Raw genomic sequence first — 22,052 nt, 5'->3', positions numbered from 1 at the left:
AGCCGACGAGAACAGCCTTCATGAGCCATGACATCTCTGCGCTTCGCAAGTTTGTTTCACCGGAAATCGTTTTTGGTGCAGGGTCGCGCCGGTCTGTGGCCAATTTCGCCAGCAACTTCGGTGCCCGTCATGTGCTTCTGGTTTCTGATCCCGGCGTCGCTGCGGCAGGCTGGGTCGGTGAAATCGTCGCCCTGCTGACCGAGGCTGGCATCCAATCGACCGTGTTCACCAACGTGTCGCCCAACCCGAAGGTTGACGAGGTAATGGCCGGAGCAGAACTCTACCGGTCCAGTGAATGTGACGTCATCGTTGCCATTGGTGGCGGCAGCCCCATGGACTGCGCCAAGGGCATCGGTATCGTGGCGACCCATGACCGCAGCATCCTGGAGTTCGAAGGTGTCGATACCATCACCAATCCCCCGCCGCCCCTGATTCTGATTCCGACCACCGCCGGTACCTCGGCCGACGTGTCCCAGTTCGCGATCATTTCCGACCCTGACCGCCGCTTCAAGTTTTCCATCATCAGCAAGGCGGTGGTGCCGGATGTGTCTCTGATCGACCCGGAAGTTACGGAGACCATGGATGCCTACCTGACCGCCTGTACCGGGGTGGATGCCCTGGTGCATGCCATCGAGGCGTTCGTATCCACCGGCAGCGGGCCACTGACCGATACCCATGCCCTGGAGGCGATCCGGCTGATCAACCGCAACCTCGAGCCGCTGGTGGCCAATACCGCGGATCCGTATTTGCGGGAGCAGATCATGCTGGCTTCAATGCAGGCCGGCCTGGCCTTCTCCAATGCCATCCTGGGCGCGGTGCATGCCATGTCCCACAGTCTGGGAGGGTTCCTGGATTTGCCCCATGGCTTGTGCAACGCATTGCTGCTCGAGCACGTAGTGGCCTATAACTTCCCCTCCGCGGAGGACCGTTTCCGTCGGGTGGCGGAAGCCATGGATATCGACACTCGGGGCATGGGCAAACAGGAGATCAAGAAGCGACTGATGAGTCGTATTATCGGTCTGAAGCGGACGGTCGGCCTGGAGGCCCGCCTGGCGCAACTCGGGGTGACCACTTCGGACATTCCCTATCTGTCAGGCTATGCCCTGCAGGACCCCTGTATTCTCACCAATCCCCGCAAATCCTGCCTGAGGGATGTACAGGTCGTCTATGAAGAAGCCCTCTGATCAACAGGATGCCGGCTACGGAATAGGCGATCTGCTCGGGCTGGGAAGCCAGTCCGTGCGCAAGAACTATTACCCGGCACTGCAGGAGCGAATCGACGAACTGGAGCAGGAACGGAACCGCTACAAGTGGCTGTTCGAGAATGCCCTGCATGGCATCTTCCAGGCCAACCTCCGGGGTGGTTTCCTGGCCTGTAACCCGGCCATGGCACGTATCTGCGGCTATGACAGCCCGGAGCACCTGACACAGAAAGTGATCCGCCTGCGGGAGCAGCTGTTCTGCCGTTCGGCCGAGTTTGACGCCATCCGCCAGGAGTTGCTGGACCAGGGCAGTCTCAGTGCCCGGGAAACCTGTCTCCAGCGCGCGGACCATAGCCCGGTGCATGTGGCGATTACCCTGCTGCGCCGCCCCGATCTCGGGCCGGAAGTGGTGGAAGCCTTCGTCGCCGATATCACCGAGCGGGTCCAGGCACGGCAGAAGCTCGAACAGATGAATCTTGACCTTGAACGGCGGGTCGAAGAGCGAACTGAAGCCCTGCAGAATGCCATTCTCAGCAAGGACAAATACCTGGCAGCGGCCAGCCATGACCTGCTGCAGCCACTCAATGCCGCCCGGCTGATGATTTCCGCCCTGCAGGATAGCCAGTTGCCTGCGCAGGAAAGCCGGATGGTGCACCAGGTCCACCGGGCGCTGGAGGGAGCCGAGGAATTGCTGGCGGACCTGCTCGATATCTCCAAGCTGGATCAGCAGGCGATGCTGCCCGATCTGGCCCCGGTCAATCTGGAAGAGTTGCTGCGTGGCCTGGGTGAGGAATTCGAGGCGGTGGCCGCCAACGCAGGTTTGCAATTCCGGCTTCGCTTGTGCCCTGCCACCGTCCGCACCGACCCGCGAATGCTGACCCGGATCGTGCGCAACCTTCTCAGCAATGCCTTTCGTTATACCCGTACTGGCGGGGTGGTGTTGGCGGTTCGGAAGAAGGGGGGGCAACTCCGGATTGAAGTCTGGGATACCGGTGTTGGTATCGAGCAGAGCAAGCTCCGGGAAATTTTCACCGAGTTTCACCAGCTGTTGCCACAGGGAACCGGCGGGCGCCAGGGGGTTGGCCTGGGACTGGCGATTGTGGAGCGTATGTGCCGGATTCTCGGTTACCAGGTGGATGTTGCCTCCCGCCCCGACCGGGGTTCCCGCTTCATGGTGACTCTGGCTGGCGAGGAAGCGGTGATGGCGCCGGTCGCGAGCACCCCCGGTCCGCTGGCGGCAGTCAGTGAGGGCTTTGGAAATGCCCGGGTACTGGTGATCGACAACGAACCTGCGGTACTGGAAAGCATGGGCTTGCTGCTTGAACGCTGGGGCTGTCAGGTGATGACGGTGGCGAGTGAGGCCGAAGCCCTGGTCATGCTCGATGACGACCACGAACCGGATGTGATCCTGGCAGACTTCCACCTGAATGACGGGCTTACCGGTTGCGAGGCAATCAACGGTATTCGCCGCAGGCTGGGGCATGAGGTGCCGGCCGCGATCGTCACCGCCGACCGGAGTGACGGGACCCGCCGACTGATGCGTAGCCGGCAACTGCCGATTCTCAACAAGCCGGTCAAACCGAATCGCCTCCGGGCCCTGCTTTCCAGCCTGCTGGGCGCGGTTTCCTGATCCCACGATTTTGCCTGCAGGGTCTACACTTACCTCAGCAACCCCAGGGAAAAGGAGACCCAGCGCCATGAGCAATTCCGATACCGGACTGACCAACCACGAAGTCACCATCTGCCTGGACGGTGGCGCCGTACTCGGACCATTCAACGCGACCTGGACCAAGAACGAGGGTGGTGATGTGCGCGAACTGGTCCGTGAGTACGATGCCTTCCTGCAGGGAGAGAAGCAGCAACGCTTCAAATTTCACCTGCACGATACCTATACCAACACCGTCCACACCCTGATCCTGAATTTTGGGCAGGTGACGGGGATCTGCGACCATGTACGCCTCCGAAGCCACGCCAATGACTGAACGGATTGCGCAGTGATACGGACGCGAGGTGGCTTCGTAACTGCGGGTAAAACCTCAACGTAAACGGACGGACAGGAGGGAGCATGAGCGAATTCAGAACGGAGAAAGACAGCCTGGGTGAGGTCCATGTGCCCGTCGATGCACTCTGGGGCGCCCAGACCCAGCGAGCCGTCGACAACTTCCCGGTCAGCGGCCAGCCAATGCCGGCCACGTTCATCAAGGCGGTGGCGCAGATCAAGAAAGCGGCTGCCGAGGCCAATACCAGCCTCGGGCTGCTCGATAATGCGCGGCGCGATGCCATCGTCCAGGCCTGCGATGCCCTGATCAGCGGCGAATATGCGGACCAGTTTCCGGTGGATCGTTACCAGACCGGATCCGGCACCAGCACCAACATGAACGCCAACGAAGTAATCGCCGCCCTGTGCCGGAAGGAAGGCGTGGATATTCATCCCAACGATCACGTCAATATGAGCCAGAGCTCCAACGATGTGATTCCCACGGCGATCCACGTCAGTTCGGTCATGGCGGTGAAGGAATCCCTGGTGCCGGCTCTGACCCATCTGCGCGGGGTTGTCTACGAGCGGGAAGCGTTGTTTGCGGAGCAAGTGAAAACTGGCCGGACCCATCTGATGGACGCCATGCCGGTCACCCTCGGGCAGGAACTGCGAACCTGGCGCGAGCAGCTGGCGGCGGCACAGCAGCGTGTGGAAGCGGCAACCGACGAACTGATGGCCGTGCCACAAGGCGGCACGGCTGTGGGCACCGGTGTCAACGCCGCGCCGGAGTTCGCCGGGCAATTCGTGAAGTTCCTCAAGAGCAATACTGGCTATCCTTTCCGGTCCCTGGAGCACAAGTTTGTCGGCCAGAGTGCGGTGGACGCGCCGGTGGCGCTGTCATCCCAGCTGCGAGGCGTCGCGATTGTGCTCACCAAGATCGCCAACGACCTGCGCTGGATGAACAGTGGCCCGATCCACGGTCTGGCGGAGATCAGCCTGCCCGCGCTGCAACCGGGTTCCAGTATCATGCCGGGCAAGGTCAACCCGGTCATTCCCGAATCGGTGGCCATGGTGGGGGCCCAGGTGATGGGGCTGGACAGTGCTGTGGCGATTGCCGGTCAGTCCGGTAACTTCCAGCTCAATGTTATGCTGCCGCTGGTGGGTGGCAACCTGCTTGATATGGTCAGCCTGTTGCACAATGCGGCTACCATTTTGGCGGACAAGGCCATCAAGGATTTCTCCGTCAACACGGACAACCTGAATGCCGGTGTCGGCCGCAACCCGGTACTGGTCACCGCGCTGAATCCGGAGATCGGCTACAGCCTGGCGGCGGATATCGCCAAGGAAGCCTACCGGACGGGTCGCCCGGTGATTGATGTGGCCGAGGAACGCAGCGGTCTCAGCCGGGCGCGACTGGAACAGTTGATGGACCCGCTGAAACTGACCCGGGGCGGTCTGGACTGAAAAGCAAAAGGAGCACTGGCCGTTGCTGTTATCGCTGGAGTTGTATGTGATGCTGGTGCTCGCCAATGGTGCCCCCGTGGTGGCGGCCAGGATCCTCGGGGAGCATTGGGATCAGCCTGTTGATGGCAACCGGCTCTGGTCCGATGGCCGGCCGGTGTTGGGAAAAAGCAAGACCTGGCGGGGGCTGGTCAGCGGATGCTTGGCGTGCGCCCTGTTTTCCCTCGTCACCGGGCTGGGCTTCCTGTTCGGTGCGCTGTTCGGGTTTCTGGGGTTGTTGGGTGACATGATCAGCAGCTTCATCAAGCGCCGGATGGGCTTGCAGTCCAGTGCCCGGGCGCTGGGCCTGGATCAGATTCCGGAAGCGGCCCTGCCCATGATCCTCGCTGTCTTCTGGGTGCCGATCGGGTGGGGCAGTGCCTCGCTGGTCGTTGTCCTGTTCACGCTTTCCAATATCCTGCTTTCCCCGCTACTGCACCAGCTCGGGATTCGAGACAAGCCCCACTAGTGTCCCGTCCGGGTAATTCGCTGACCTACTGCGGACCCCGGGTCAGGGTGTGGATGGTGACTTCCGGTGGGCAGTTCAGCCGGACATTGAGCACCGATGTGCCGGCCCCGGGTGAGGTGTAGCCCTGCATGCCGTTGACCCGCCAGTAGCCGCGACCCAGATGGCGGGGGCAGTCGGAGTCAAGGGTCACAGGAATGCCGCCGGGCAGGCAGATCTGGCCGCCGTGGGTGTGGCCGCACAGGAATACGTCATACCCGGCATGGGCCGCCTCACGCCAGATTTCCGGGGTGTGGCTGAGCAGGATGCTGATGGCTCCGACGGGGATGTCATCCCCGGCCCGGTGCAGATTGTGGACCTTGTAGAAGTGAGCGTCATCCACGCCGGCCAGGTACAGCTTCTGGCCGTTGCGTTCCAGGGGGGCCATCTCATTGAGTAGTAGCTGGTACCCCATATCCTCCAGCGCCGGCACCATGCGGATACTGTCATGATTGCCCAGTACTGCGTAAGGCTTGCCTTTGATTGCCGCGCGCAACCGGCCCATACCCGCGAGCGCCTCATCCACCGGCCCTCGGGTCAGGCGCCGATAATCCCCGGTCAGTACGCACAGGTCGTAGTCTAGGGGCTCGATCTGGCGAATCACCGCCTGCAGGTTGGCCTCGTCCATATCCACATGCAGGTCGGTAAGGTGCAGGATGCTGTAGCCCTCGAAGGCCTCGGGGAGGTCGGGAATGACGAACTGGTTGTGAACGGTGGACAGTTTCAGGGTATTGGCCTGGGCCCGGCGAAACAGGCCGACACACTTGAGGCAGAACCGGATTAGTCCGGGGGCATTGGTCAGGTTTTCCAGGTGAAAGGAATGGTGGTCCTTGCCAAAGACCAGGGCCTCGGATTCTTCCTCAATGCCCAGCCTCTGGCGTGCATGGACCGGCCCGAGACGCAGGCTGAGGCGGTACTCCAGCAGTTCATTCTGGTTTTCAGGTGCACGAGCCCTTGCCGTCATTATTCTTTCCTTGATGCCGAGCGGGTTCTGGCTGAGTGCCTGCAAAAAGCAATGGCAAACCCTGTCTTTCATTATGGTTGGCTGATGGGTGGATGCAACTGGCCAGATGCGATGTTCATGTTTGGTAATGGAAGTCCCGGATTGGGGTTTGTTCGTAAAACTCTTTAAGCTAGATGTAAAGACATCCAAACCAGAGGTGACTATGACAGAGTCATGCAATATACCGGGACTGACGGTGCCGCGCAGCCGCTTTCCGGACCCGGAGCGGGATTTGCCCGCTGATGCTGGTGAGGCGCGCGTAGTGCTGGCCGGAGGCTGTTTCTGGTGCGTGGAAGCGGTATTTCTGGCTATGGACGGCGTCAGCCAGGTGACCTCCGGTTATGCCGGGGGCAGCGCCGAAACCGCGAACTACGAGGCGGTCTGTACCGGTACCACCGGCCACGCCGAGGTGGTGGAAATCCGCTATGACCCGGCGAAGGTCAGCTTTGGCGAGCTGCTGAAAGTGTTCTTCTCCGTGGCACACGATCCGACCCAGCTCAATCGTCAGGGCAACGACCGCGGTACGCAATACCGCTCGGCCATTTTCTATGAAAAGCCGGAGCAAAAAGCCGTGGCGGAGGCCTACATCCACCAGCTGGATGCGGCCGAAGTCTATCCCGACCCGATCGTGACCAGCGTGGAGCCGCTGGAGGCCTTCTATCCGGCGGAGGAGTACCACCAGAACTTTGCTGCCCGGAACCCTTATCAGCCCTACATCATGGCCGTGGCGGCCCCCAAGATGGAAAAGCTGGTGGACAGCTACGGCGACCGCCTGAAACCTGAATTCACCGACAATAAACCGGGCCAGGCCTGAGGAGGCAGATTATGACCGTATCCGTATCAGGTTACGACCTGACGCCATTGACGCAGGCTCAGGTGGACGAGAAAGCGGCGGATCTGACGCCGGACGAGCGGCGTGTCCTGCTCGATCACGGCACCGAGCACCCGTTCTGTGGCACGTTGCTGGATAACAAGAAGGCCGGTGTCTACCACTGCCGGCTGTGTGACCTGCCCCTGTTCAGTTCGGACTCGAAATTCGATTCCGGGACCGGCTGGCCAAGTTTTTTCCAGCCCTTCGACCCGGATCATATCCGCTACCTGGAAGACAGCAGCCTGGGCATGACCCGCACAGAGATCCGGTGCCCGCGCTGTGACAGCCATTTGGGGCATGTCTTTCCAGATGGCCCACCACCGACCGGACAGCGTTACTGTCTGAACTCCATTGCTATGGTGTTCAGAGAGAAGGATTGAGCGGGAGAAATCCAGATAAAAGGAAACGGGGCGCAGGCCCCGTTTTCTGTTACTTGCCGCCGGTCACTGTTGCGACGTAATGGGCGACAGCCTTGATCTGTTCTTCCGACAGGCTTTCCTCGAACGATGGCATGACGCCAACGCCCTGGGTCACGGCCATCCTCACCTGATCCTCGGTGGGTTTGAGGTCGTCCAGGTTCGGGCCGACGGCACCGGCAGATCCGGCATCGGCGAGGGTGTGGCAGATAGTGCAGGAGGGTTGGGCTTCCTGGGTAAAGACATTCTTGCCCTGGGTGGCCAGGTCATCTGCTGAAGCGTGGAGAGAAAAGGTCATCAGGCCAGTGATGGCCAATACAGCTTTTTTGTTCATCTGGTATGGATCCGATAATGATAATGACGGGGCGGCTGTTTCTCCCTGGTCAGCCGCCCCGGATGGTCAGCTTACAGTGATGGTCACTCCGTGATCCTTCCAGCCATTGTGCCCGTAGCCGCGCTCGTTCTCGGTACGGCCTTCCGGCTGGCTGTTGCCGACCATGTCAGTCGCCTTACTGACGATACGATGCTCGCCCGCCGGGAGATCTGCAGCCAGCACGAACGGACGCCAGGCGTAGGGGCCCAGAGCCGGCCCCAGGAACTGTGCCTGCTTCCAGCTCTGGCCGCCATCGGTGGAGACTTCCACCTTGTCCAGGGACTTGGTGCCACCAAAGGCCACGCCATAGATCATGTTGCGACCGGCACGGGCGGTTTCCAGCGGTGCGGTCACCCAGGACTTGACGTTCATCTCCCACATGGACGGCTGGTCGGGGGCGCCTTTCTTGCCCACGTCACGGATGCGGTAGCCGGAGGCCTGGATCTTGGCGTCGGTCTGGGTTTCGGTAAAGGCGACGTTCTTGACGTACTTGACGTTGTTAACGCCATAGAATCCCGGAACTACCATCCGCAACGGGCCGCCATGGGTCAGCGGCAGGGGCTCGTCATTCATCTCCCAGGCCAGCATCGCAGTGTCCAGTGCGTGCAGCGGCACGGACCGTTCCACCATGATTGTCTTGGGATCAATGCCATCCGGCAGGGATTCGCCACCAGTACTGGTAATGTATTTCATGCCGTCCACCGGGCCGCCCAGGGCCTCGACAACGGTTTTCAGGGGTACACCGGTCCACATGACGCAACCTGCGGCGCCAACTGACCACTGGGTGCCGCTGGCGCCGTGGGGGAAGAAGGCCCGGCCGTTACCGGAACATTGAAGCACGGATGCCACGGTGGTGACGCCCATGGTCTTGAGTTCGCCGATGGTCAGGGCGCGCGGGTTCTTTACGCCCTCGATGTTTACTTCCCAGCCATCCCGGTCGGCCACGATCTCTTCGGAAGGCGCCGGCAGATTGTTGCGGACAAACAAGCGGTCACTGGACGTGATGACCCCCTGGCCGATAGCGCCGCGCTGGGTTTCCATGGTGTTGGCACTATGAAGAATGAGTGCGTTGCGCTCCTTCCAGGCCACGTAATCCGGGAGTGTTTTGGGTTCTTCGCCCCGGGCCAGCGGGGTAAAGCCCAGCAGGCTGACGGCGGCCATGGCTCCAGCGCTGCCCAGCAGCATGGTTCTGCGTCCGGGATTTTCGAGACCTGGGTCGTTGGGTCCCCGTTTCATATCGGTCGGGTGTTTCATGGTGCCTCTCCTTTTTGGTCTTGTAAGAAGGCTGTGCCTTCCGTGGCCGATGGGCCACAGCTATATCCTTATCATTTATAGAACTAGTTCAATAATTGATCAATGCATATTTCCGCTGTTATCCAGTGGCAACGGGACCGGCTATAATGCGCGGCTACTTGTAAGGCGCTCAAAAACCGATGATCAGGAAAGGGCAGAGCAATCATGATCCGACTGAAACTGAATCCGCTGACCGAGTCCGCCACCCTCTTGCGCCGTGCCGGTGTGGTGCTCGGTTCAGTGGGGCTGACTGCTCTGTATTCACTTCTGATTCTGCTCCGGGCTTTGTTTGGCAAGCTGGATCGCGGAATCGTGGACAAGTACTGCCGGGAATGGTCGGCTGCCCTGCTGAGGCTGGTGCGGGCAAACCTGACGGTACGGGGAGAGGTGCCGGATTTCGGGGACGGCCGGCGGTACATCATCATGTGCACCCATGCCAGTCATTATGATATCCCGGTTAGTTTTGTCTCCCTGCCGGGGTCCATCCGGATGCTGGCAAAGAAGGAGCTGTTCAGTATCCCTCTGCTCGGGCAGGCCATGCGGGCCGCCGAGTTTCCGTCGGTAGACCGTTCCAACCGCAACCGGGCCGTCCGTGATCTGGAGAAAGCCCGGGATATGATGGAAAGCGGCATTGTGCTTTGGGCTGCACCGGAGGGGACACGATCACCGGACGGCAAGCTACTGCCGTTCAAGAAAGGCTGTTTCCATCTGGCTCTGGATACCGAGGCGGTGATTGTGCCGGTGGCCATCCGCGGTATTCACCAGGTGTTGCCGGCGAGAACCTGGCAGATCAATCTGGGACAGCCGGTGGATGTGCGTGTCGGCCAGCCCCTGGATGTGGCTGGCAGGTCCAAGCAGGATCTGCCGGAAATCATGGCCGAGGTGCGAATCCGGCTGGAAGACCTACTGGGAGATGGCGAGGCTGAGTGAGCCGTCCCCGCGACGGATCAGGTGGCGGATGTTCCTGCGGTTACCACGGTGGTGAGCAGGTAGCCGGTATAGGCAACGTACACCAGCAGCAGTGCGCCGCCGTCGAATCGGGAGATGCGCTTGCGCCAGCCGGTCAGGCCAAAGCCCATGATCAGTAGGCCAACGGTCAGGGCGAGCATCAGCGTCCAGTCCCGGTACAGAACCTCCGGATCCACTTTCAGGGGCTCGATCGTAGCTGCAAGCCCCACCACCGCAAGGGTGTTGAAGATGCCCGATCCCAGAATATTGCCGAGGATCAGGTCATGTTCGTTCTTTTTTACTGCAGCCAGGGCCGAGGCCAGTTCCGGCAGGGAGGTGCCGATGGCCACGATGGTCAGGCCGATCACCAGGTCACTCACGCCGAGGCTCTGGGCAATGGTCACCGCGCCCCAGACCAGAATCCGGGAACTCACCACCAGCAACACCAGACCGACCATCAGCCACAGGATGGCGGATTTCAGTGGCATGGGATGGGAGATGATCTCGGCATCGGTCTCGCCGCCGAGCGGATCATCCTTGCCACGGATACCCTGGAAAATGGACCAGCCCATCACTCCCGCAAACACCAGCAGCAGGACGGCGCCGTCCAGCCGGGTCAGGTCGCCGTCGATCAGCTGTGATCCGGCAATCAGGGTCAGGATTACCAGCAGGGGCAGCTCCTTGCGGATGACCTGGGAGTGCACTGCGATGGGCGCGATAACGGCGGTCAGGCCGACAATCAACGCGATGTTGGTGATGTTGGAGCCGTAGCCGTTCCCCAGGGCCAGGCCCGGATTGCCGTCGGCGGCCGCCATGGCGGAAACCGCCAGCTCGGGTGCGGAAGTGCCGAAGCCGATGATTACCATGCCGATCAGCAGGGTGGGCATGCCCAGATGCTTGGCGGTTGCCGCCGCCCCCTCGACGAATTTGTCGGCGCTCCAGACCAGCAATACCAGCCCGGCAATGATTGAGCCAAAAGCCATCAACATAATAAATAAAGCCTCAGTGGATGAATCGTCCGAGCATGAACACTCCGGCATAGCCCAGGGTGTAAGCCGCCAGGAGGTGGGCAAGATACCGCATGTATGCTCCGAAGGTCAGCCCTTGGATCTTGCTCATGGCCACAATCCCGGCAGCAGAACCAATGATCAGCAGTGAGCCGCCAACACCGACGGCGTAGGTCAGCCCCATCCATTCTCCCGGCGTCATGGTGATGCCTGCTTTCAGGAGGGCTGCGGTCAGCGGCACATTATCAATAACCGCAGAGAAGATTCCCATCAGGTAATTGGCGTACAAAGGGGGTAGCAGATCGTAGATCGCCACCAGGGAATCCAGGGCGTGGATTTCTTTGAGCATGCCCACCAGCAGCAGGATGCCGAGGAAGAACAGCAGAGTCTCGAATTCGATGACCCGGATGTATTCGAGGATCGGGTCCAGGTCCGAGTCATCGCTCATGAAGCGGGAGACCAGGAACATGATCGAAAGGCCGAACAGGAAAGTGAGAACCGGCGGAATGCTGAACAGGGCATTACCCGCAATGGTGCTCAGGATTGTTAACAAAAACAGGGCGCTGATCACTGCATCCACCTTCCGTACCGGTGTGGTGTTGGAACGCAGTGTCACAGTTCCTGTCAGTCCTCTCGAGAGGAAAACCGCGAGAATGAAAACGGTGATGGAGGCGGGGATGGCCAGGGTCAGCAAGGTCAGTATTTCCACCTTGTCCGCGAGAAATATCATCAATGTGGTGACGTCGCCGGTGATCAGTGAAACGCCCCCCGAGTTCACCGCAAAAACCACCAGAGTGACGAACTGCAGACGCTTTTTCAGCTCCAGGTTCAAGGACAGAATCAGGGAGCATGAGACTAAAGTGGCAGTTATATTGTCTGCTAAAGACGAGAAAATGAAGCAGAACAGACCGGTCAGGAACAGCAGTCGCCGTTCGCTTACCTGCCTCGGCATGATCAGGTAGATCACGTTCTCGATCATTCCCTTTTTGTTCAGGTAGGCGACAAAGGTCATCGCCGCGACCAGAAACAGCCAAAGCCCGGCGATTTCGGCAATGCTCTCGGTCAGTCCGGTGGTGACGGCCTCGGTTTCAGCGGGCGAGTCGCTGAACAGAAAGAGCAGCATCCAGGCCAGCGTGCCGAAAAAAAGCGTAACCTTGGCCTTATTGACGTGGGTGATTTCCTCAAAGATGACACCCAGCAGCGCCAGGACAGCAAGAATAATCAGAACAGTATCAATAGCGGACATTGGGCACCCCGAAGTGGTGACTCTGGCAAGGCCTCAGGCAGGCCATAAAAAAGACGCGCCGGATTGTAGACGTTTGACCCGTTGGGGGCCACTGTCCGTAACAGACACTCAGCACCGGATGCATGTCGGTCCGAAGCCGGCAGGATCGCAACGGTTGACATTCGCAATTTATTATTTCGGCGAAAATCGGGATAATTGCGCGCAAATTCAGACAGGAAGCACACGGCAGCGTCATTTACCTTGCGCGAGACCGGCTTCCGAGAGGCGCCGCTGCTGATCGTGGCGGTGCGAACAGGTTCATTACTAACCAGGGTACAAACCAATGGCCGTTAGACAGGCAGACGTAGTGCTGGTCGGCGGTGGCGTCATGAGCGCCACCCTCGGCATGATGCTCAAGCAGCTCGATCCGTCGCTGGACATCGTCATGGTGGAGCGTCTTGACCACGTTGCCCATGAAAGCACGGACGGATGGAACAACGCAGGCACCGGCCACGCCGGGTACTGCGAACTGAACTACACCCCGGAAACCGATGATGGCGACGTTTCCATTGAGCGGGCGCTGAAGATCAACGCCCAGTTCGAGGTTTCCCTGCAGTTCTGGTCCTACCTGGTCGAGCAGGGCGTACTGCCCGACCCGAAGTCGTTCATCAACCGAACACCGCACCAGAGTTTTGTCTGGGGCGAAAAGGATGTGGCGTTCCTGAAACGTCGTCACGAAAAGCTCAGTGCCCATCACCTGTTCCGGGAAATGGAATACACCGAGTCTCCGGATGTGCTGGAGGAATGGATGCCGCTGGTGGTCAACCACCGCGACCCCATGCAGCGCGTGGCCGCCACCCGGATCAATCACGGTTCGGACGTAGACTTCGGTTCCCTGACCCGCAGCATGGTCAAGTGGCTGGAGACACAGGACAACTTCGAGCTGATGCTCAGCTGTCCGGTGCACTACATTGATCAGCGCGACAACGGTCGCTGGAAGGTCCGGGTGAAAAACCAGAAGACCGGCGAGCTCACCAAGCTCGAGGCCGGCTTCGTGTTCCTTGGCGCCGGTGGCGGTGCCCTGCCGCTGCTGCAGAAGTCCGGTATCGACGAGGCCCGTGGTTACGGTGGCTTCCCGGTCAGCGGCCAGTGGCTGGTATGTGGCAAGCCTGACATCGTCGGGCAGCACAACTCGAAGGTGTATGGTAAGGCCCCGATCGGCGCGCCGCCGATGTCTGTGCCGCACCTGGATACCCGCATCATCAATGGCGAACCGGCCTTGCTGTTCGGACCGTTTGCCGGTTTCACCACCCGCTTCCTGAAGCAGGGCTCCATCTTTGATCTGATCGGTTCGGTTCGCACCACCAACCTCAAGCCGATGCTGTCGGTGAGCAAGAGCAACATGGACCTGACCCGCTACCTGATCGGCGAGGTGTTCCAGTCTCACACCGACCGGGTGGCCTCCCTGCGTAACTTCTTCCCGGATGCCCGGGAAGAGGACTGGAAGTTGCAGATGGCCGGCCAGCGCGTACAGATCATCAAGGAGACCGAAGACGGCGGTGGCAAGCTGGAGTTTGGTACCGAGATCGTCGCAGCCAAAGACGGCACCCTGGCCGCCCTGCTGGGCGCCTCCCCGGGCGCGTCCACTGCGGCTAATGCCATGCTGGATGTGCTTGAGCGCTGCTTCCCGGAAAAAATGAAATCCGCCCAGTGGCAGGAGCGTATCAGGGATCTGGTGCCGTCCTATGGCCAATCCCTGGTGGACGACGAGGCTCTTCTCAACAAGGTGCGCGGGCGGACGCTCTCCACCCTCAAGCTTACCTGATATAACCAATCAGTATAGATAGAGCTGCGAACGCGGCGGACAGTGGGACTAACCTCCTGTCCGCCGCGTTTTTTTTGGTCCATACAGCCGCCTTTGGTTGCGATTTATTTCAGGAAGCCTAGGGTTAATAGACACCCAGTAAAAAGGAGAAAGCCTATGAGTGAGCACAAGTACGACCCGGACAAGGGGTATGTCGCGTTACTCGGCTGGAGCCTGAATGCCGTGGAGGCAGCGGACAAGTTTGACCGCCGATATGTGGTTGTGGCTCCGGACTGGGCGGAAGCCTATTGCGAGGAGCACAATATTCCGTATGTGCCCTGGAACTTCGAGAGGCTGAACGAGCGCTCCTTTGAAATCGCCCATGCGCTAAAAGACATGGGGGTCGATGTGGCCATTCCTTTGTTCGAGGAAACGGTCGAGTGGGCGGGCGCCATCAACTCGGTTCTTATGGATAAGCCTAGGCTGTTTGGTCAGGCCATGCTGCTCCGGGACAAGGCGCTGATGAAGCGGCGTGCCCAGCTGGGCGGCATCCGCGTGGGAATCTTCGAGGAAGCCCACGACCGGGACGATGTGATCCGATTCCTGAAGCGGGTAAACCAGACGCTGCTGAAACTGGACGGCGACCCCAACGATCCCATTCACCTCAAGGCCTTCGACAAGGCCGGTTGCCTCGGGCACCGGGTGATACGCACACCTGACGAGGTGGATACCATCCCGGAGGAGGAATTCCCGGTACTGATGGAATCCCACCTGGATGGCTGGGAATTTGCCGTGGAGGCCTGGATTCATAACGGCAAGATCCGGTTCCTGAACATTTCCGAGTACGTCACCCTCGGCTATTCGGTGTTCGTGCCGGCAACGCCGGACCTGGAGAAATACCGGGCGCAGATCACCGCGGAAATCGAAAAGCTGATCAAGACTTTCGACATCGATTTCGGCTTTGTCCATCCGGAGTACTTTGTCACCAGCGATGGCACCATGTACTTTGGTGAGGTGGCCTATCGTCCGCCGGGCTTCAAGGTGTTCGAGCTGCTTGAGCGTGCCTATGGCTTCAATGCTTACCAGGGTCTGATCCTGGCCTTTGATCCCAAAACCACCGAGGACGAGATTGACGCCTTCTTCCCGAAAGAGGTTGTCGATGCCAAGGGTTATGCCGGATGCTTCGGGGTTTATCCAAGACGCCGGGTGGTCAGCCGGCTGGAGATTCCGGAAGAAACCGAGAACGACGACTACTTTGAAAGCCATGAGCTAACGCCTCCGGTGGAGGAGACGGTTACCAAGCGGACCGCTTTCGGCACGCATTGGGGCCTGGTCTATTTCTTCGGTGATGACCCTTACCGGATGAGGGATTTGCTGAAACATCAGGAAGAGCTCGATTTCTATGTATAATCGGGAGAGCAATCAATAACAAACGGGTTTGGTGCAGGCCCTCAGGAGAACGTCGTTTGAACGATCACCAATCGGGCAGTGCAGCACCGGCAGTGAACTTTGACAAGCTGGTGCAGAGACTTGATGAGTCGATCCAGGCTCTTGAAGAAAGCCGGTCCTTTGCCAGGGCCGGCAAGCTCCCGCGGGTATTTGATATTGCCCGCAGGGTGCTTTTGCAGCCGGGTGGCTGCCAGGTCATTGAGGAGAGGGCGCAACGGCTGGAGCAGGCGGGTGTCTTCGCCGGCACCGACTGGGCTGAGCCGGGCATCCTGCTGCCGTCGCTGACCACCCACTCGCTTCAGAGCACGAATACCGATACCGTGGTCGTTGAGGCCTTCAGCGAGCTGCGCCTGCTGGCGGTGGCTCGGGGGCTCTATCTGCACCCTTCGGTCTCCTCGGAGCAGGCTCACCATTACCTGACCCAGGTACTCGCCATCAATCTTGGCCTGCTGTTCGGCATGACCGGCGAAGCCGAGCGAGAGCAGGGCAAGCTGGCTTTGATCAGCCAGGCCGTTGTCCAGTACGTGGCGGAACATATCGGTTACGAGCATGTGATCGACAGCCTGATCGAGGAGATCTGGCGCATCCTGCAACAGCGGCCGATTCAGGTCACCGATGTGCGCCGGATGATCACCCAGATTGCCCTGTGCCGGGCTGATCCGAACGCCGATCTTGGCAGCGCAGGCCGGGGAGCGGACCGGCTGATCTCCAGCCTCTACGGCCCGACCCGGGCGTGCAGCGAGGATCCCGGTACCCTGGTCTATGGACAACGGCTGGAGTCGATGGATGGCCAGGCCTTGCAGAACGAGGCTACCGGGTTTGCCCGGTCCATGCACGACACCGGCCTGGTGTCACCGTATCACGCCACGTTCGTGCGTTTTATCCTGGAAGACCAGGATGCCCTGCTAAGCGAGGCCCTGGGCCTGTCCAGTACCGGTCGTGATTGCCTGCTGTGCTATAGGGAACTCGTCCACACCCTGATCCGGGAGGGCATTTTCCCGGAGACCGCCCAGGGTCTGTATGGTCTGGCCCTGATGCTGGAGCGGGGCATCCTGTACCAGCCCCCGGTGGCCCCGGCGCTCTGGCGCCAGGTCCGCTTGTCCCTGTGTCCGGAAGCCCGCGAGCGACTGCAACTGGCCTATGGTTACGAGCCGCAGCCCGCTGCCTGGTTGATCCAGGGCGTGCTGAGTATGCTGGGTCAGCCCCTGGGCGTCGGTCAGGGCAACAATCCTACCTGTCAATCGGCCCGGGCCCTGTCAATGTGGGCCTACAATGACCCGGATTATCTTCTGCAGATGGTGGCCTGGGCGGCCCGGGACAATGAAATCATGATGCACTTCGAAGGTAAGCCGGTGTCCTCGGCGCAAAGTGCCGGTGGGGTGGCTTCAGAGGTCACTCTCGATCTCGATCCGGTGTCCCTGGTGGTGGTGCCGCACCTGGATCGTATCTACGCAGAAATGGGGCGACTCTGTGCCGACCGGGAGGGCGATCCTCACAGATGGGTGAATCCGGAATTCCATGGTTGGTCCGCCGGTCGCGGTTTTGCCATCAACGTGGATGTGGGGACCGGCAAGCTGGAGGACCCCGAGGGCTTCATCCGCCATTTCTACGCCAGCTACCACCCCTACTACAACGGCAATCAGCCCCTGATCCACCCGCAGCCCGCGGGCGTTGCAGTCACCGACAGTGCCGCCCGGTTCATCGGCTGGCACGCCATTACCATCCTGCGGGTGGCGTTGGACCCTGAGGGGGAAATGCGGGTCTTTTTCTTCAATCCCAATAACGACAGTGGCCAGAACTGGGGCGATGACGTGCGGGTTAGCACCGCCGGCCATGGCGAACGGTTTGGCGAGTCGTCGCTGCCGTTCGAGCAGTTCAGCTCGCGACTTTATATCTTTCATTTCGATCCCCTGGAGCGTGGAGAGCCGGCAGATGTCAGTCAGGATGAACTGAACCGGGTCCTCGAAGGAATTTACCGGAGTTGGGGCGTGGATCGGGTGCCTGCGGACAGTCTCCAGGCAGAACCGCCCCGGACCGACTGACTACCTGCAGCGAGCGAAAAGAATGCTATGCTCGGAGGCAAATTGGCCTGACGGGGAAGCAGAGTATGACCAACGCGCAAGCCACGCCGCGTAACGGGGCGGAACTGTTCGTCCGGGCCCTGGAGAACGAGGGCGTCAAATACATCTTCGCGGTACCGGGTGAGGAGAACCTGGACCTGCTGGAAGCGCTCCGGGAGAGCGACATCCAGTTGATCCTTAACCGCCATGAGCAGGCGGCGGGTTTCATGGCGGCCACCTATGGCCGCCTGACCGGCCGGGTCGGGGTCTGCCTGTCCACCCTGGGGCCGGGCGCCACCAACCTGGTCACGGCTGCCGCCTATGCCCAGCTCGGCGGCATGCCCATGATGATGATTTCCGGGCAAAAGCCGATCAAATCCTCCAAGCAGGGCCTGTTCCAGATCCTCGACGTGGTGGATCTGATGCGGCCGCTGACCAAGTACACCCGCCAGATCTCCAACGCCAATACCATCCCGGCCAAGGTCCGGGAAGCCTTCCGGCTGGCCTCCGAGGAGCGTCCTGGGGCGGTGCATCTGGAATTGCCGGAGGACATTGCCGCCGAGGTGCCGGCACCGGATACCCACATATTCGCACCCAGCGACGCCCGGCGCCCCTCGGCCAGCCAGAAGAGCCTCGAGATCGCCTGCGACATGCTCCGTGAAGCGAAGCACCCCCTGATCATGATCGGGGCTGGTGCCAACCGGAAGCGGGTCTCCCAGGCACTGATCCACCTGGTGAACACCACCAACATCCCGTTCTTTACCACCCAGATGGGCAAGGGTGTGGTCGACGAGCGCCATCCCCGCTACCTGGGTAATGCCGCGCTGTCGGCGGGAGACTTTGTGCACCGGGCCATCGATCATGCCGACCTGGTGATCAACGTCGGTCACGATGTGGTGGAGAAGCCGCCGTTCTTCATGCGGCCGGGTGGTAAGAAGGTTATCCACGTGAACTTCTCCGGGGCCGACGTGGACCCGGTGTATTTCCCGCAGCACGAGGTCGTCGGGGACATCGCCAACAGCGTTGAGTACATGGCGGAGAACTGCGGCATCTGTCACAACCATGACTTCAGCCGGTTCATGGAGGTTAAGGCTGCCGTCGACCGGCACTTGGGGGACAAGGCTGAGAGCGACCGTTTCCCGGTGATCCCCCAACGCATCGTTCACGACGTCCGGGCGGTGATGCCGGAGGACGGCATCATTGCCCTGGATAACGGGATGTACAAGCTCTGGTTCGCCCGTAACTATCCGGCCTACGACAACAATACCGTGCTGCTGGACAACGCGCTGGCCTCCATGGGCGCCGGTCTGCCCAGCGCCATGATGGCATCCATGCTGTACCAGGACCTGAAGGTGATGGCCATCTGCGGTGACGGCGGCTTCATGATGAACAGTCAGGAGCTGGAGACGGCGGTCCGGCTGGACCTCAACCTGGTGGTGCTGATCATCAATGACAGCGCCTACGGCATGATCAAGTGGAAGCAGGCCCAGGAAGGCCTGGCCGATTTCGGTCTGGATTACCGCAATCCGGACTTCGTGAAATACGCCGAATCCTACGGTGCCACCGGTCACCGGGTTGCCCGCACCGAAGATCTGCGCCCGACCCTGGAACGCGCCCTGGCCGCCGGCGGTGTGCATCTGGTGGATGTGCCCGTGGATTACAGTGAGAACCGCCGGGTGTTTGACGAGGAACTGGCGGAACTGACCCGCCAACTTTAGCGTTGTATCATTGCGATCGATTTGACTGAAGGATGTACGCAATGATGTTTTCCCGACTCCGATGGCTGGTACTGGCCGCAGGGCTGCTGGTGCTGGCCGGATGCAGTAAACCCGAAACCCCGCAGGAAGTAGCAGCTGCCTTCTGGCAGGCCATGGCAGAAAACGATGTAGGCGATGTGGTGGAGCTCTCCACTCTGACTGACGAAGCGCAGTTTGATGCCTTCAAGCGTGACTGGACCAATGCCGTACCTTCCTTCGGCCGGGTCGTGATCGAGGAGCGGGAAGCCACCATCGTTACCCGCCTGCCTACGGAGGAAGGTTCGGAAGGCGAGCGGCTGGAGCTGGTCACTTACCTGGTGTCGACCACAGAAGGATGGCTGGTGGATTACCAGCGCACCGGCGACGCCATTCTCAACCCCTCCCCGTTCAGTGGCCTGATGGGCCAGATCAACAGTCTGGGCGAGAAGCTCTCCGCCAGCTTCTCCCGATCCTCGGAAGATCTTGAAGCTCGAATGAACGAGCTGTCTCGGGACCTGGAAGCCTACTCGGACGAGCTCCGGATCCGGGCTGAGAGTGCCATGGAAGATTTCGCCGAGGCGCTTCAGGAGGCGATGAAAGACCTCGAAGAGTCCCTGAACGAATCCCTGGAGGATAACGATCAGGCCCCACAGGAAGATCGGGTGATCCTGGAGCAGGCCTCTCGGGACCTGGATCAGAAGGCCGAAGCCCTGGATGAGCCAACGGCAGAACATCTGGCCGAGGCCACCCGGGCGGTGGCTGAAGCCGGAGAGAACCTGTCCCGCCTCAGCAGCGAGACCTGGGCTCAGTACCGGGATCAGTGGGAGGCCCGGCTCGACGAAATCCGGGCCGATACCAGGGCCTTTTTCGAGGATCTGGGCCAGCGCTGAGCGCTGGCCCCAAAATCCGCGCTGGCCGGGATCAGAAGAACAGGGTGATGCCTGAAGACAGTTCGATGTTGTGGGTCAGCTGGGATTCGCGGATCAGGTCGCTGTTGAACATGTGGTCACGGAAGTCGACGTGTACCGTCAGCCAGTCCAGCAGCACGATGCGAAACCCGGTCCCGATGGTGGTGGTGAAATTACTCTCTCCACCGAACTCGGTGTTGCCGACGCCACCGACCAGGTAGAACGCCGAGTTGAAGGTCAGCGAATCGCTGAAAAAGATCTCCCCGGGAAAGATGTTGTAGCCCACCAGGAAATCGTAGTAGCTGTAGTCCCGGTCATCGTCCGTCAGCAGGCGGACATTGGCGCCGCTGAGTTCTTCGAAGGAGGTCAGGCCGGCTTCGCTCATCCCGTAGTTGAACTGCAGGAAGAAATCCTCGGTGGCGTGGAACGCGGCGCTGACGCCAACAAGTGGTTCGCTGCTGAAGTTATCGATCGTCAGCATCCCGGCAAAGGCGCCAACCTCGAAGAACTCCGCATCGATATCCGCTTCGCTGATACTCCGGGGCTCAATGTCGGGCTCGATGACCTGCACCGGCGCCGGGCCCCCCTCTTGCGCCTGCGCCGGACCCATCGGCGTCAGCGCCAGCAGTCCGGTTAACAGCGCAGTACTGATGCCCCGCGGCTTGCGGGTGCTCAAAAGAAGGTGTTGAGACCGATTTTCCATTCGCTTAGACCTGTGCTGTCAGAGTTGGACGACACCGAGTACACCCGGTACTCGGCCCGAATCAGGAAATTCCTGCCGATGTAGTAACCCAGTCCGCCGCCAAAGGTGACGCCATCGGCATCGCCGAGCTCGCTCAGCAGTACTTTCTGTCGCGCATCAAAGGAGAACTGGCTGTAGCCGGCAAGGACGTAGGGGGTGAGGGACCACTGGTGCAGGGGCTCGATCACCAGGTTGGCGCCATAGTAGTCGCTGGTCACGGACTCGTTGTAGATCTTGCCCGCTTCCAGTTCGGCGCCGAGCCAGGTCAATGGCCGGTAGCCGGCGGTCAGGCTGAAACTCGGGGACTCCTCGAACATGCCGGCGGTAAAGCCCACCCGCCAGCTCGATTCCAGGTACTGGCCATGGGTGACCTCGGGCAGATCAGCGGGAAGACCTGTCGGTTGCAGCGTGCGACCGAGTTGCGTGGCCTTGGTCCAGCCGGTTTCGCCGGAAACGGCTTTCACCTTGTACCAGTTGGTTTTCCGCTTCAGCAGCTCGACCTGCTCGCCCTTTTCGATCACATGAAAAACCGGATAGCCCCGGCCGGGCGCCGTGTGTAGCTCGATAAAGGGATCCGCCACCTCCAGGACAGGGGCGGGATCCGCAGCCTGTGATACCCCGGGGGAGGTTCCGGCGGTCAGCACCAGCGCTGTGAACAATGCCGGTACCCACCGGTTTCTGAAATCGCCCCGGCGAGACCGGCTCAATCGAGATGTGGTTCTGCACGTCATCCTGATCACCAGCTTGACCACCCGCGTCAAATGTTAAAATACGTTAAACAATGTAAATAAATGTTTTTAAACAAAAAAATTTTGAATTGCGGGGAACTTTGGCTGCCATTCCGGCGTTGGGCAACTGTCACTTCGGTTTTTTGAGATGGCCTCCACAGAAACAAAATCAGAAGTCAAATCATTCGTTTTTATTTCGGGAAGCTGTGCTAGCGTATTTCACACAATTTGACGATTGAAGCATTCCCGAAAAGAACCTGACCGCTCCAAAAAAAGAGGCCGCGAAAAAGAGCCTTCGGAAGCA

General features: G+C 60.2%; 20 protein-coding genes. 13 read left to right on the top strand and 7 right to left on the bottom strand.

Features of this window, described 5'->3' with window-relative positions:
• Nucleotides 1–20: 20 nt before the first annotated feature.
• The 5 genes from ercA (at nucleotide 21) to ACQUTG_RS03590 (ending at nucleotide 5,149) form a co-directional block, all read left to right on the top strand.
• Nucleotides 21–1,184, top strand: a complete 1,164-nt coding sequence (gene ercA, locus ACQUTG_RS03610) for an alcohol dehydrogenase-like regulatory protein ErcA (RefSeq protein WP_428918075.1) — start codon at nucleotides 21–23, stop codon at nucleotides 1,182–1,184.
• A complete protein-coding gene (locus tag ACQUTG_RS03605; RefSeq protein ID WP_428918074.1) occupies nucleotides 1,168–2,832 on the top strand; it encodes a hybrid sensor histidine kinase/response regulator in 1,665 nt (554 codons plus the stop codon). The genes ercA and ACQUTG_RS03605 overlap by 17 nt, the downstream gene beginning before the upstream one ends.
• A 67-nt stretch (nucleotides 2,833–2,899) precedes the next feature.
• The gene (locus ACQUTG_RS03600; RefSeq protein WP_113861418.1) at nucleotides 2,900–3,184 is read left to right on the top strand and encodes a hypothetical protein; all 285 of its coding nucleotides are present in this window, start codon (nucleotides 2,900–2,902) and stop codon (nucleotides 3,182–3,184) included.
• A gap of 83 nt (nucleotides 3,185–3,267) precedes the next feature.
• The gene (locus tag ACQUTG_RS03595) at nucleotides 3,268–4,644 is read left to right on the top strand and encodes a class II fumarate hydratase (protein ID WP_428918073.1); all 1,377 of its coding nucleotides are present in this window, start codon (nucleotides 3,268–3,270) and stop codon (nucleotides 4,642–4,644) included.
• 22 nt (nucleotides 4,645–4,666) lie between these two features.
• Nucleotides 4,667–5,149, top strand: coding sequence for a CDP-archaeol synthase (locus ACQUTG_RS03590; protein WP_428918072.1), 483 nt, complete (start codon nucleotides 4,667–4,669; stop codon nucleotides 5,147–5,149).
• 25 nt (nucleotides 5,150–5,174) lie between these two features.
• On the opposite strand, the gene ACQUTG_RS03585 is transcribed toward ACQUTG_RS03590, so the two are convergent.
• Complete coding sequence (locus ACQUTG_RS03585) at nucleotides 5,175–6,149, bottom strand: metallophosphoesterase (protein WP_428918071.1); 975 nt, start codon at nucleotides 6,147–6,149, stop codon at nucleotides 5,175–5,177.
• Between the two features lie 202 nt (nucleotides 6,150–6,351).
• Between ACQUTG_RS03585 and msrA the strand changes: the two genes are divergently transcribed.
• Together msrA and msrB are read left to right on the top strand one after the other, a co-directional pair.
• On the top strand, nucleotides 6,352–7,002 hold the full coding sequence (gene msrA / locus ACQUTG_RS03580) for a peptide-methionine (S)-S-oxide reductase MsrA (RefSeq protein ID WP_428918070.1): 651 nt from the start codon (nucleotides 6,352–6,354) through the stop codon (nucleotides 7,000–7,002).
• An 11-nt stretch (nucleotides 7,003–7,013) separates the two neighbouring features.
• The gene (gene msrB, locus ACQUTG_RS03575) at nucleotides 7,014–7,439 is read left to right on the top strand and encodes a peptide-methionine (R)-S-oxide reductase MsrB (protein WP_428918069.1); all 426 of its coding nucleotides are present in this window, start codon (nucleotides 7,014–7,016) and stop codon (nucleotides 7,437–7,439) included.
• A gap of 49 nt (nucleotides 7,440–7,488) precedes the next feature.
• On the opposite strand, the gene ACQUTG_RS03570 is transcribed toward msrB, so the two are convergent.
• Nucleotides 7,489–7,809: a c-type cytochrome gene (locus ACQUTG_RS03570; protein WP_428918068.1), complete on the bottom strand. Its 321-nt coding sequence runs from the start codon at nucleotides 7,807–7,809 to the stop codon at nucleotides 7,489–7,491.
• 66 nt (nucleotides 7,810–7,875) lie between these two features.
• Complete coding sequence (locus ACQUTG_RS03565) at nucleotides 7,876–9,102, bottom strand: sulfite oxidase (RefSeq protein WP_428918067.1); 1,227 nt, start codon at nucleotides 9,100–9,102, stop codon at nucleotides 7,876–7,878.
• Nucleotides 9,103–9,306: 204 nt separating this feature from the next.
• On the opposite strand from ACQUTG_RS03565, the gene ACQUTG_RS03560 reads away from it, so the two are divergent.
• Entirely contained in the window at nucleotides 9,307–10,071 is a 765-nt protein-coding gene (locus tag ACQUTG_RS03560; RefSeq protein ID WP_428918066.1) for a lysophospholipid acyltransferase family protein, read from the top strand.
• A gap of 17 nt (nucleotides 10,072–10,088) precedes the next feature.
• On the opposite strand, the gene ACQUTG_RS03555 is transcribed toward ACQUTG_RS03560, so the two are convergent.
• Nucleotides 10,089–11,078, bottom strand: coding sequence for a calcium/sodium antiporter (locus tag ACQUTG_RS03555; protein WP_428918065.1), 990 nt, complete (start codon nucleotides 11,076–11,078; stop codon nucleotides 10,089–10,091).
• A gap of 13 nt (nucleotides 11,079–11,091) precedes the next feature.
• Nucleotides 11,092–12,342 (bottom strand): sodium:proton antiporter NhaD, encoded by a 1,251-nt coding sequence (gene nhaD, locus ACQUTG_RS03550; protein ID WP_428918064.1) that lies wholly within the window; start codon nucleotides 12,340–12,342, stop codon nucleotides 11,092–11,094.
• 322 nt (nucleotides 12,343–12,664) lie between these two features.
• Here nhaD and mqo point away from each other — a divergent pair, with 322 nt between their 5' ends.
• From mqo to ACQUTG_RS03525, 5 genes are all read left to right on the top strand, one after another.
• On the top strand, nucleotides 12,665–14,146 hold the full coding sequence (gene mqo / locus ACQUTG_RS03545) for a malate dehydrogenase (quinone) (RefSeq protein ID WP_428918063.1): 1,482 nt from the start codon (nucleotides 12,665–12,667) through the stop codon (nucleotides 14,144–14,146).
• 156 nt (nucleotides 14,147–14,302) lie between these two features.
• Nucleotides 14,303–15,535, top strand: coding sequence for an ATP-grasp domain-containing protein (locus tag ACQUTG_RS03540; protein WP_428918062.1), 1,233 nt, complete (start codon nucleotides 14,303–14,305; stop codon nucleotides 15,533–15,535).
• Nucleotides 15,536–15,591: 56 nt separating this feature from the next.
• Nucleotides 15,592–17,616: a hypothetical protein gene (locus tag ACQUTG_RS03535; RefSeq protein ID WP_428918061.1), complete on the top strand. Its 2,025-nt coding sequence runs from the start codon at nucleotides 15,592–15,594 to the stop codon at nucleotides 17,614–17,616.
• Nucleotides 17,617–17,681: 65 nt separating this feature from the next.
• Nucleotides 17,682–19,352, top strand: coding sequence for an acetolactate synthase large subunit (locus ACQUTG_RS03530; RefSeq protein ID WP_428918060.1), 1,671 nt, complete (start codon nucleotides 17,682–17,684; stop codon nucleotides 19,350–19,352).
• A gap of 41 nt (nucleotides 19,353–19,393) precedes the next feature.
• Nucleotides 19,394–20,260 carry a hypothetical protein gene (locus ACQUTG_RS03525; protein ID WP_428918059.1) on the top strand — a complete coding sequence of 289 codons (867 nt, stop codon included), beginning with the start codon at nucleotides 19,394–19,396 and terminating at the stop codon, nucleotides 20,258–20,260.
• A 31-nt stretch (nucleotides 20,261–20,291) separates the two neighbouring features.
• On the opposite strand, the gene ACQUTG_RS03520 is transcribed toward ACQUTG_RS03525, so the two are convergent.
• Both ACQUTG_RS03520 and ACQUTG_RS03515 read right to left on the bottom strand, forming a co-directional pair.
• A complete protein-coding gene (locus tag ACQUTG_RS03520; RefSeq protein ID WP_428918058.1) occupies nucleotides 20,292–20,981 on the bottom strand; it encodes an outer membrane beta-barrel domain-containing protein in 690 nt (229 codons plus the stop codon).
• Nucleotides 20,951–21,679, bottom strand: a complete 729-nt coding sequence (locus ACQUTG_RS03515) for an outer membrane beta-barrel protein (RefSeq protein WP_428918057.1) — start codon at nucleotides 21,677–21,679, stop codon at nucleotides 20,951–20,953. Before ACQUTG_RS03515 ends, ACQUTG_RS03520 begins: the two co-directional genes overlap by 31 nt.
• Nucleotides 21,680–22,052: the final 373 nt, after the last annotated feature.

It is taken from the genome of Marinobacter sp. DUT-1 (genome assembly GCF_050379415.1).
GTDB lineage: Bacteria > Pseudomonadota > Gammaproteobacteria > Pseudomonadales > Oleiphilaceae > Marinobacter.
This window is presented reverse-complemented; position numbering and strand designations above follow the sequence as displayed.

Excerpts from the sequence above, each read along its gene's own strand:
- ercA (WP_428918075.1), top strand. The coding sequence starts at position 21 with ATGAGCCATGACATCTCTGCGCTTCGCAAGTTTGTTTCACCGGAAATC.
- ACQUTG_RS03605 (WP_428918074.1), top strand. The coding sequence starts at position 1,168 with ATGAAGAAGCCCTCTGATCAACAGGATGCCGGCTACGGAATAGGCGAT.
- ACQUTG_RS03600 (WP_113861418.1), top strand. The coding sequence starts at position 2,900 with ATGAGCAATTCCGATACCGGACTGACCAACCACGAAGTCACCATCTGC.
- ACQUTG_RS03595 (WP_428918073.1), top strand. The coding sequence starts at position 3,268 with ATGAGCGAATTCAGAACGGAGAAAGACAGCCTGGGTGAGGTCCATGTG.
- ACQUTG_RS03585 (WP_428918071.1), bottom strand. The coding sequence starts at position 6,149 with ATGACGGCAAGGGCTCGTGCACCTGAAAACCAGAATGAACTGCTGGAG.
- msrA (WP_428918070.1), top strand. The coding sequence starts at position 6,352 with ATGACAGAGTCATGCAATATACCGGGACTGACGGTGCCGCGCAGCCGC.
- msrB (WP_428918069.1), top strand. The coding sequence starts at position 7,014 with ATGACCGTATCCGTATCAGGTTACGACCTGACGCCATTGACGCAGGCT.
- ACQUTG_RS03570 (WP_428918068.1), bottom strand. The coding sequence starts at position 7,809 with ATGAACAAAAAAGCTGTATTGGCCATCACTGGCCTGATGACCTTTTCT.
- ACQUTG_RS03565 (WP_428918067.1), bottom strand. The coding sequence starts at position 9,102 with ATGAAACACCCGACCGATATGAAACGGGGACCCAACGACCCAGGTCTC.
- ACQUTG_RS03560 (WP_428918066.1), top strand. The coding sequence starts at position 9,307 with ATGATCCGACTGAAACTGAATCCGCTGACCGAGTCCGCCACCCTCTTG.
- ACQUTG_RS03555 (WP_428918065.1), bottom strand. The coding sequence starts at position 11,078 with ATGTTGATGGCTTTTGGCTCAATCATTGCCGGGCTGGTATTGCTGGTC.
- nhaD (WP_428918064.1), bottom strand. The coding sequence starts at position 12,342 with ATGTCCGCTATTGATACTGTTCTGATTATTCTTGCTGTCCTGGCGCTG.
- mqo (WP_428918063.1), top strand. The coding sequence starts at position 12,665 with ATGGCCGTTAGACAGGCAGACGTAGTGCTGGTCGGCGGTGGCGTCATG.
- ACQUTG_RS03540 (WP_428918062.1), top strand. The coding sequence starts at position 14,303 with ATGAGTGAGCACAAGTACGACCCGGACAAGGGGTATGTCGCGTTACTC.
- ACQUTG_RS03530 (WP_428918060.1), top strand. The coding sequence starts at position 17,682 with ATGACCAACGCGCAAGCCACGCCGCGTAACGGGGCGGAACTGTTCGTC.
- ACQUTG_RS03525 (WP_428918059.1), top strand. The coding sequence starts at position 19,394 with ATGATGTTTTCCCGACTCCGATGGCTGGTACTGGCCGCAGGGCTGCTG.
- ACQUTG_RS03520 (WP_428918058.1), bottom strand. The coding sequence starts at position 20,981 with ATGGAAAATCGGTCTCAACACCTTCTTTTGAGCACCCGCAAGCCGCGG.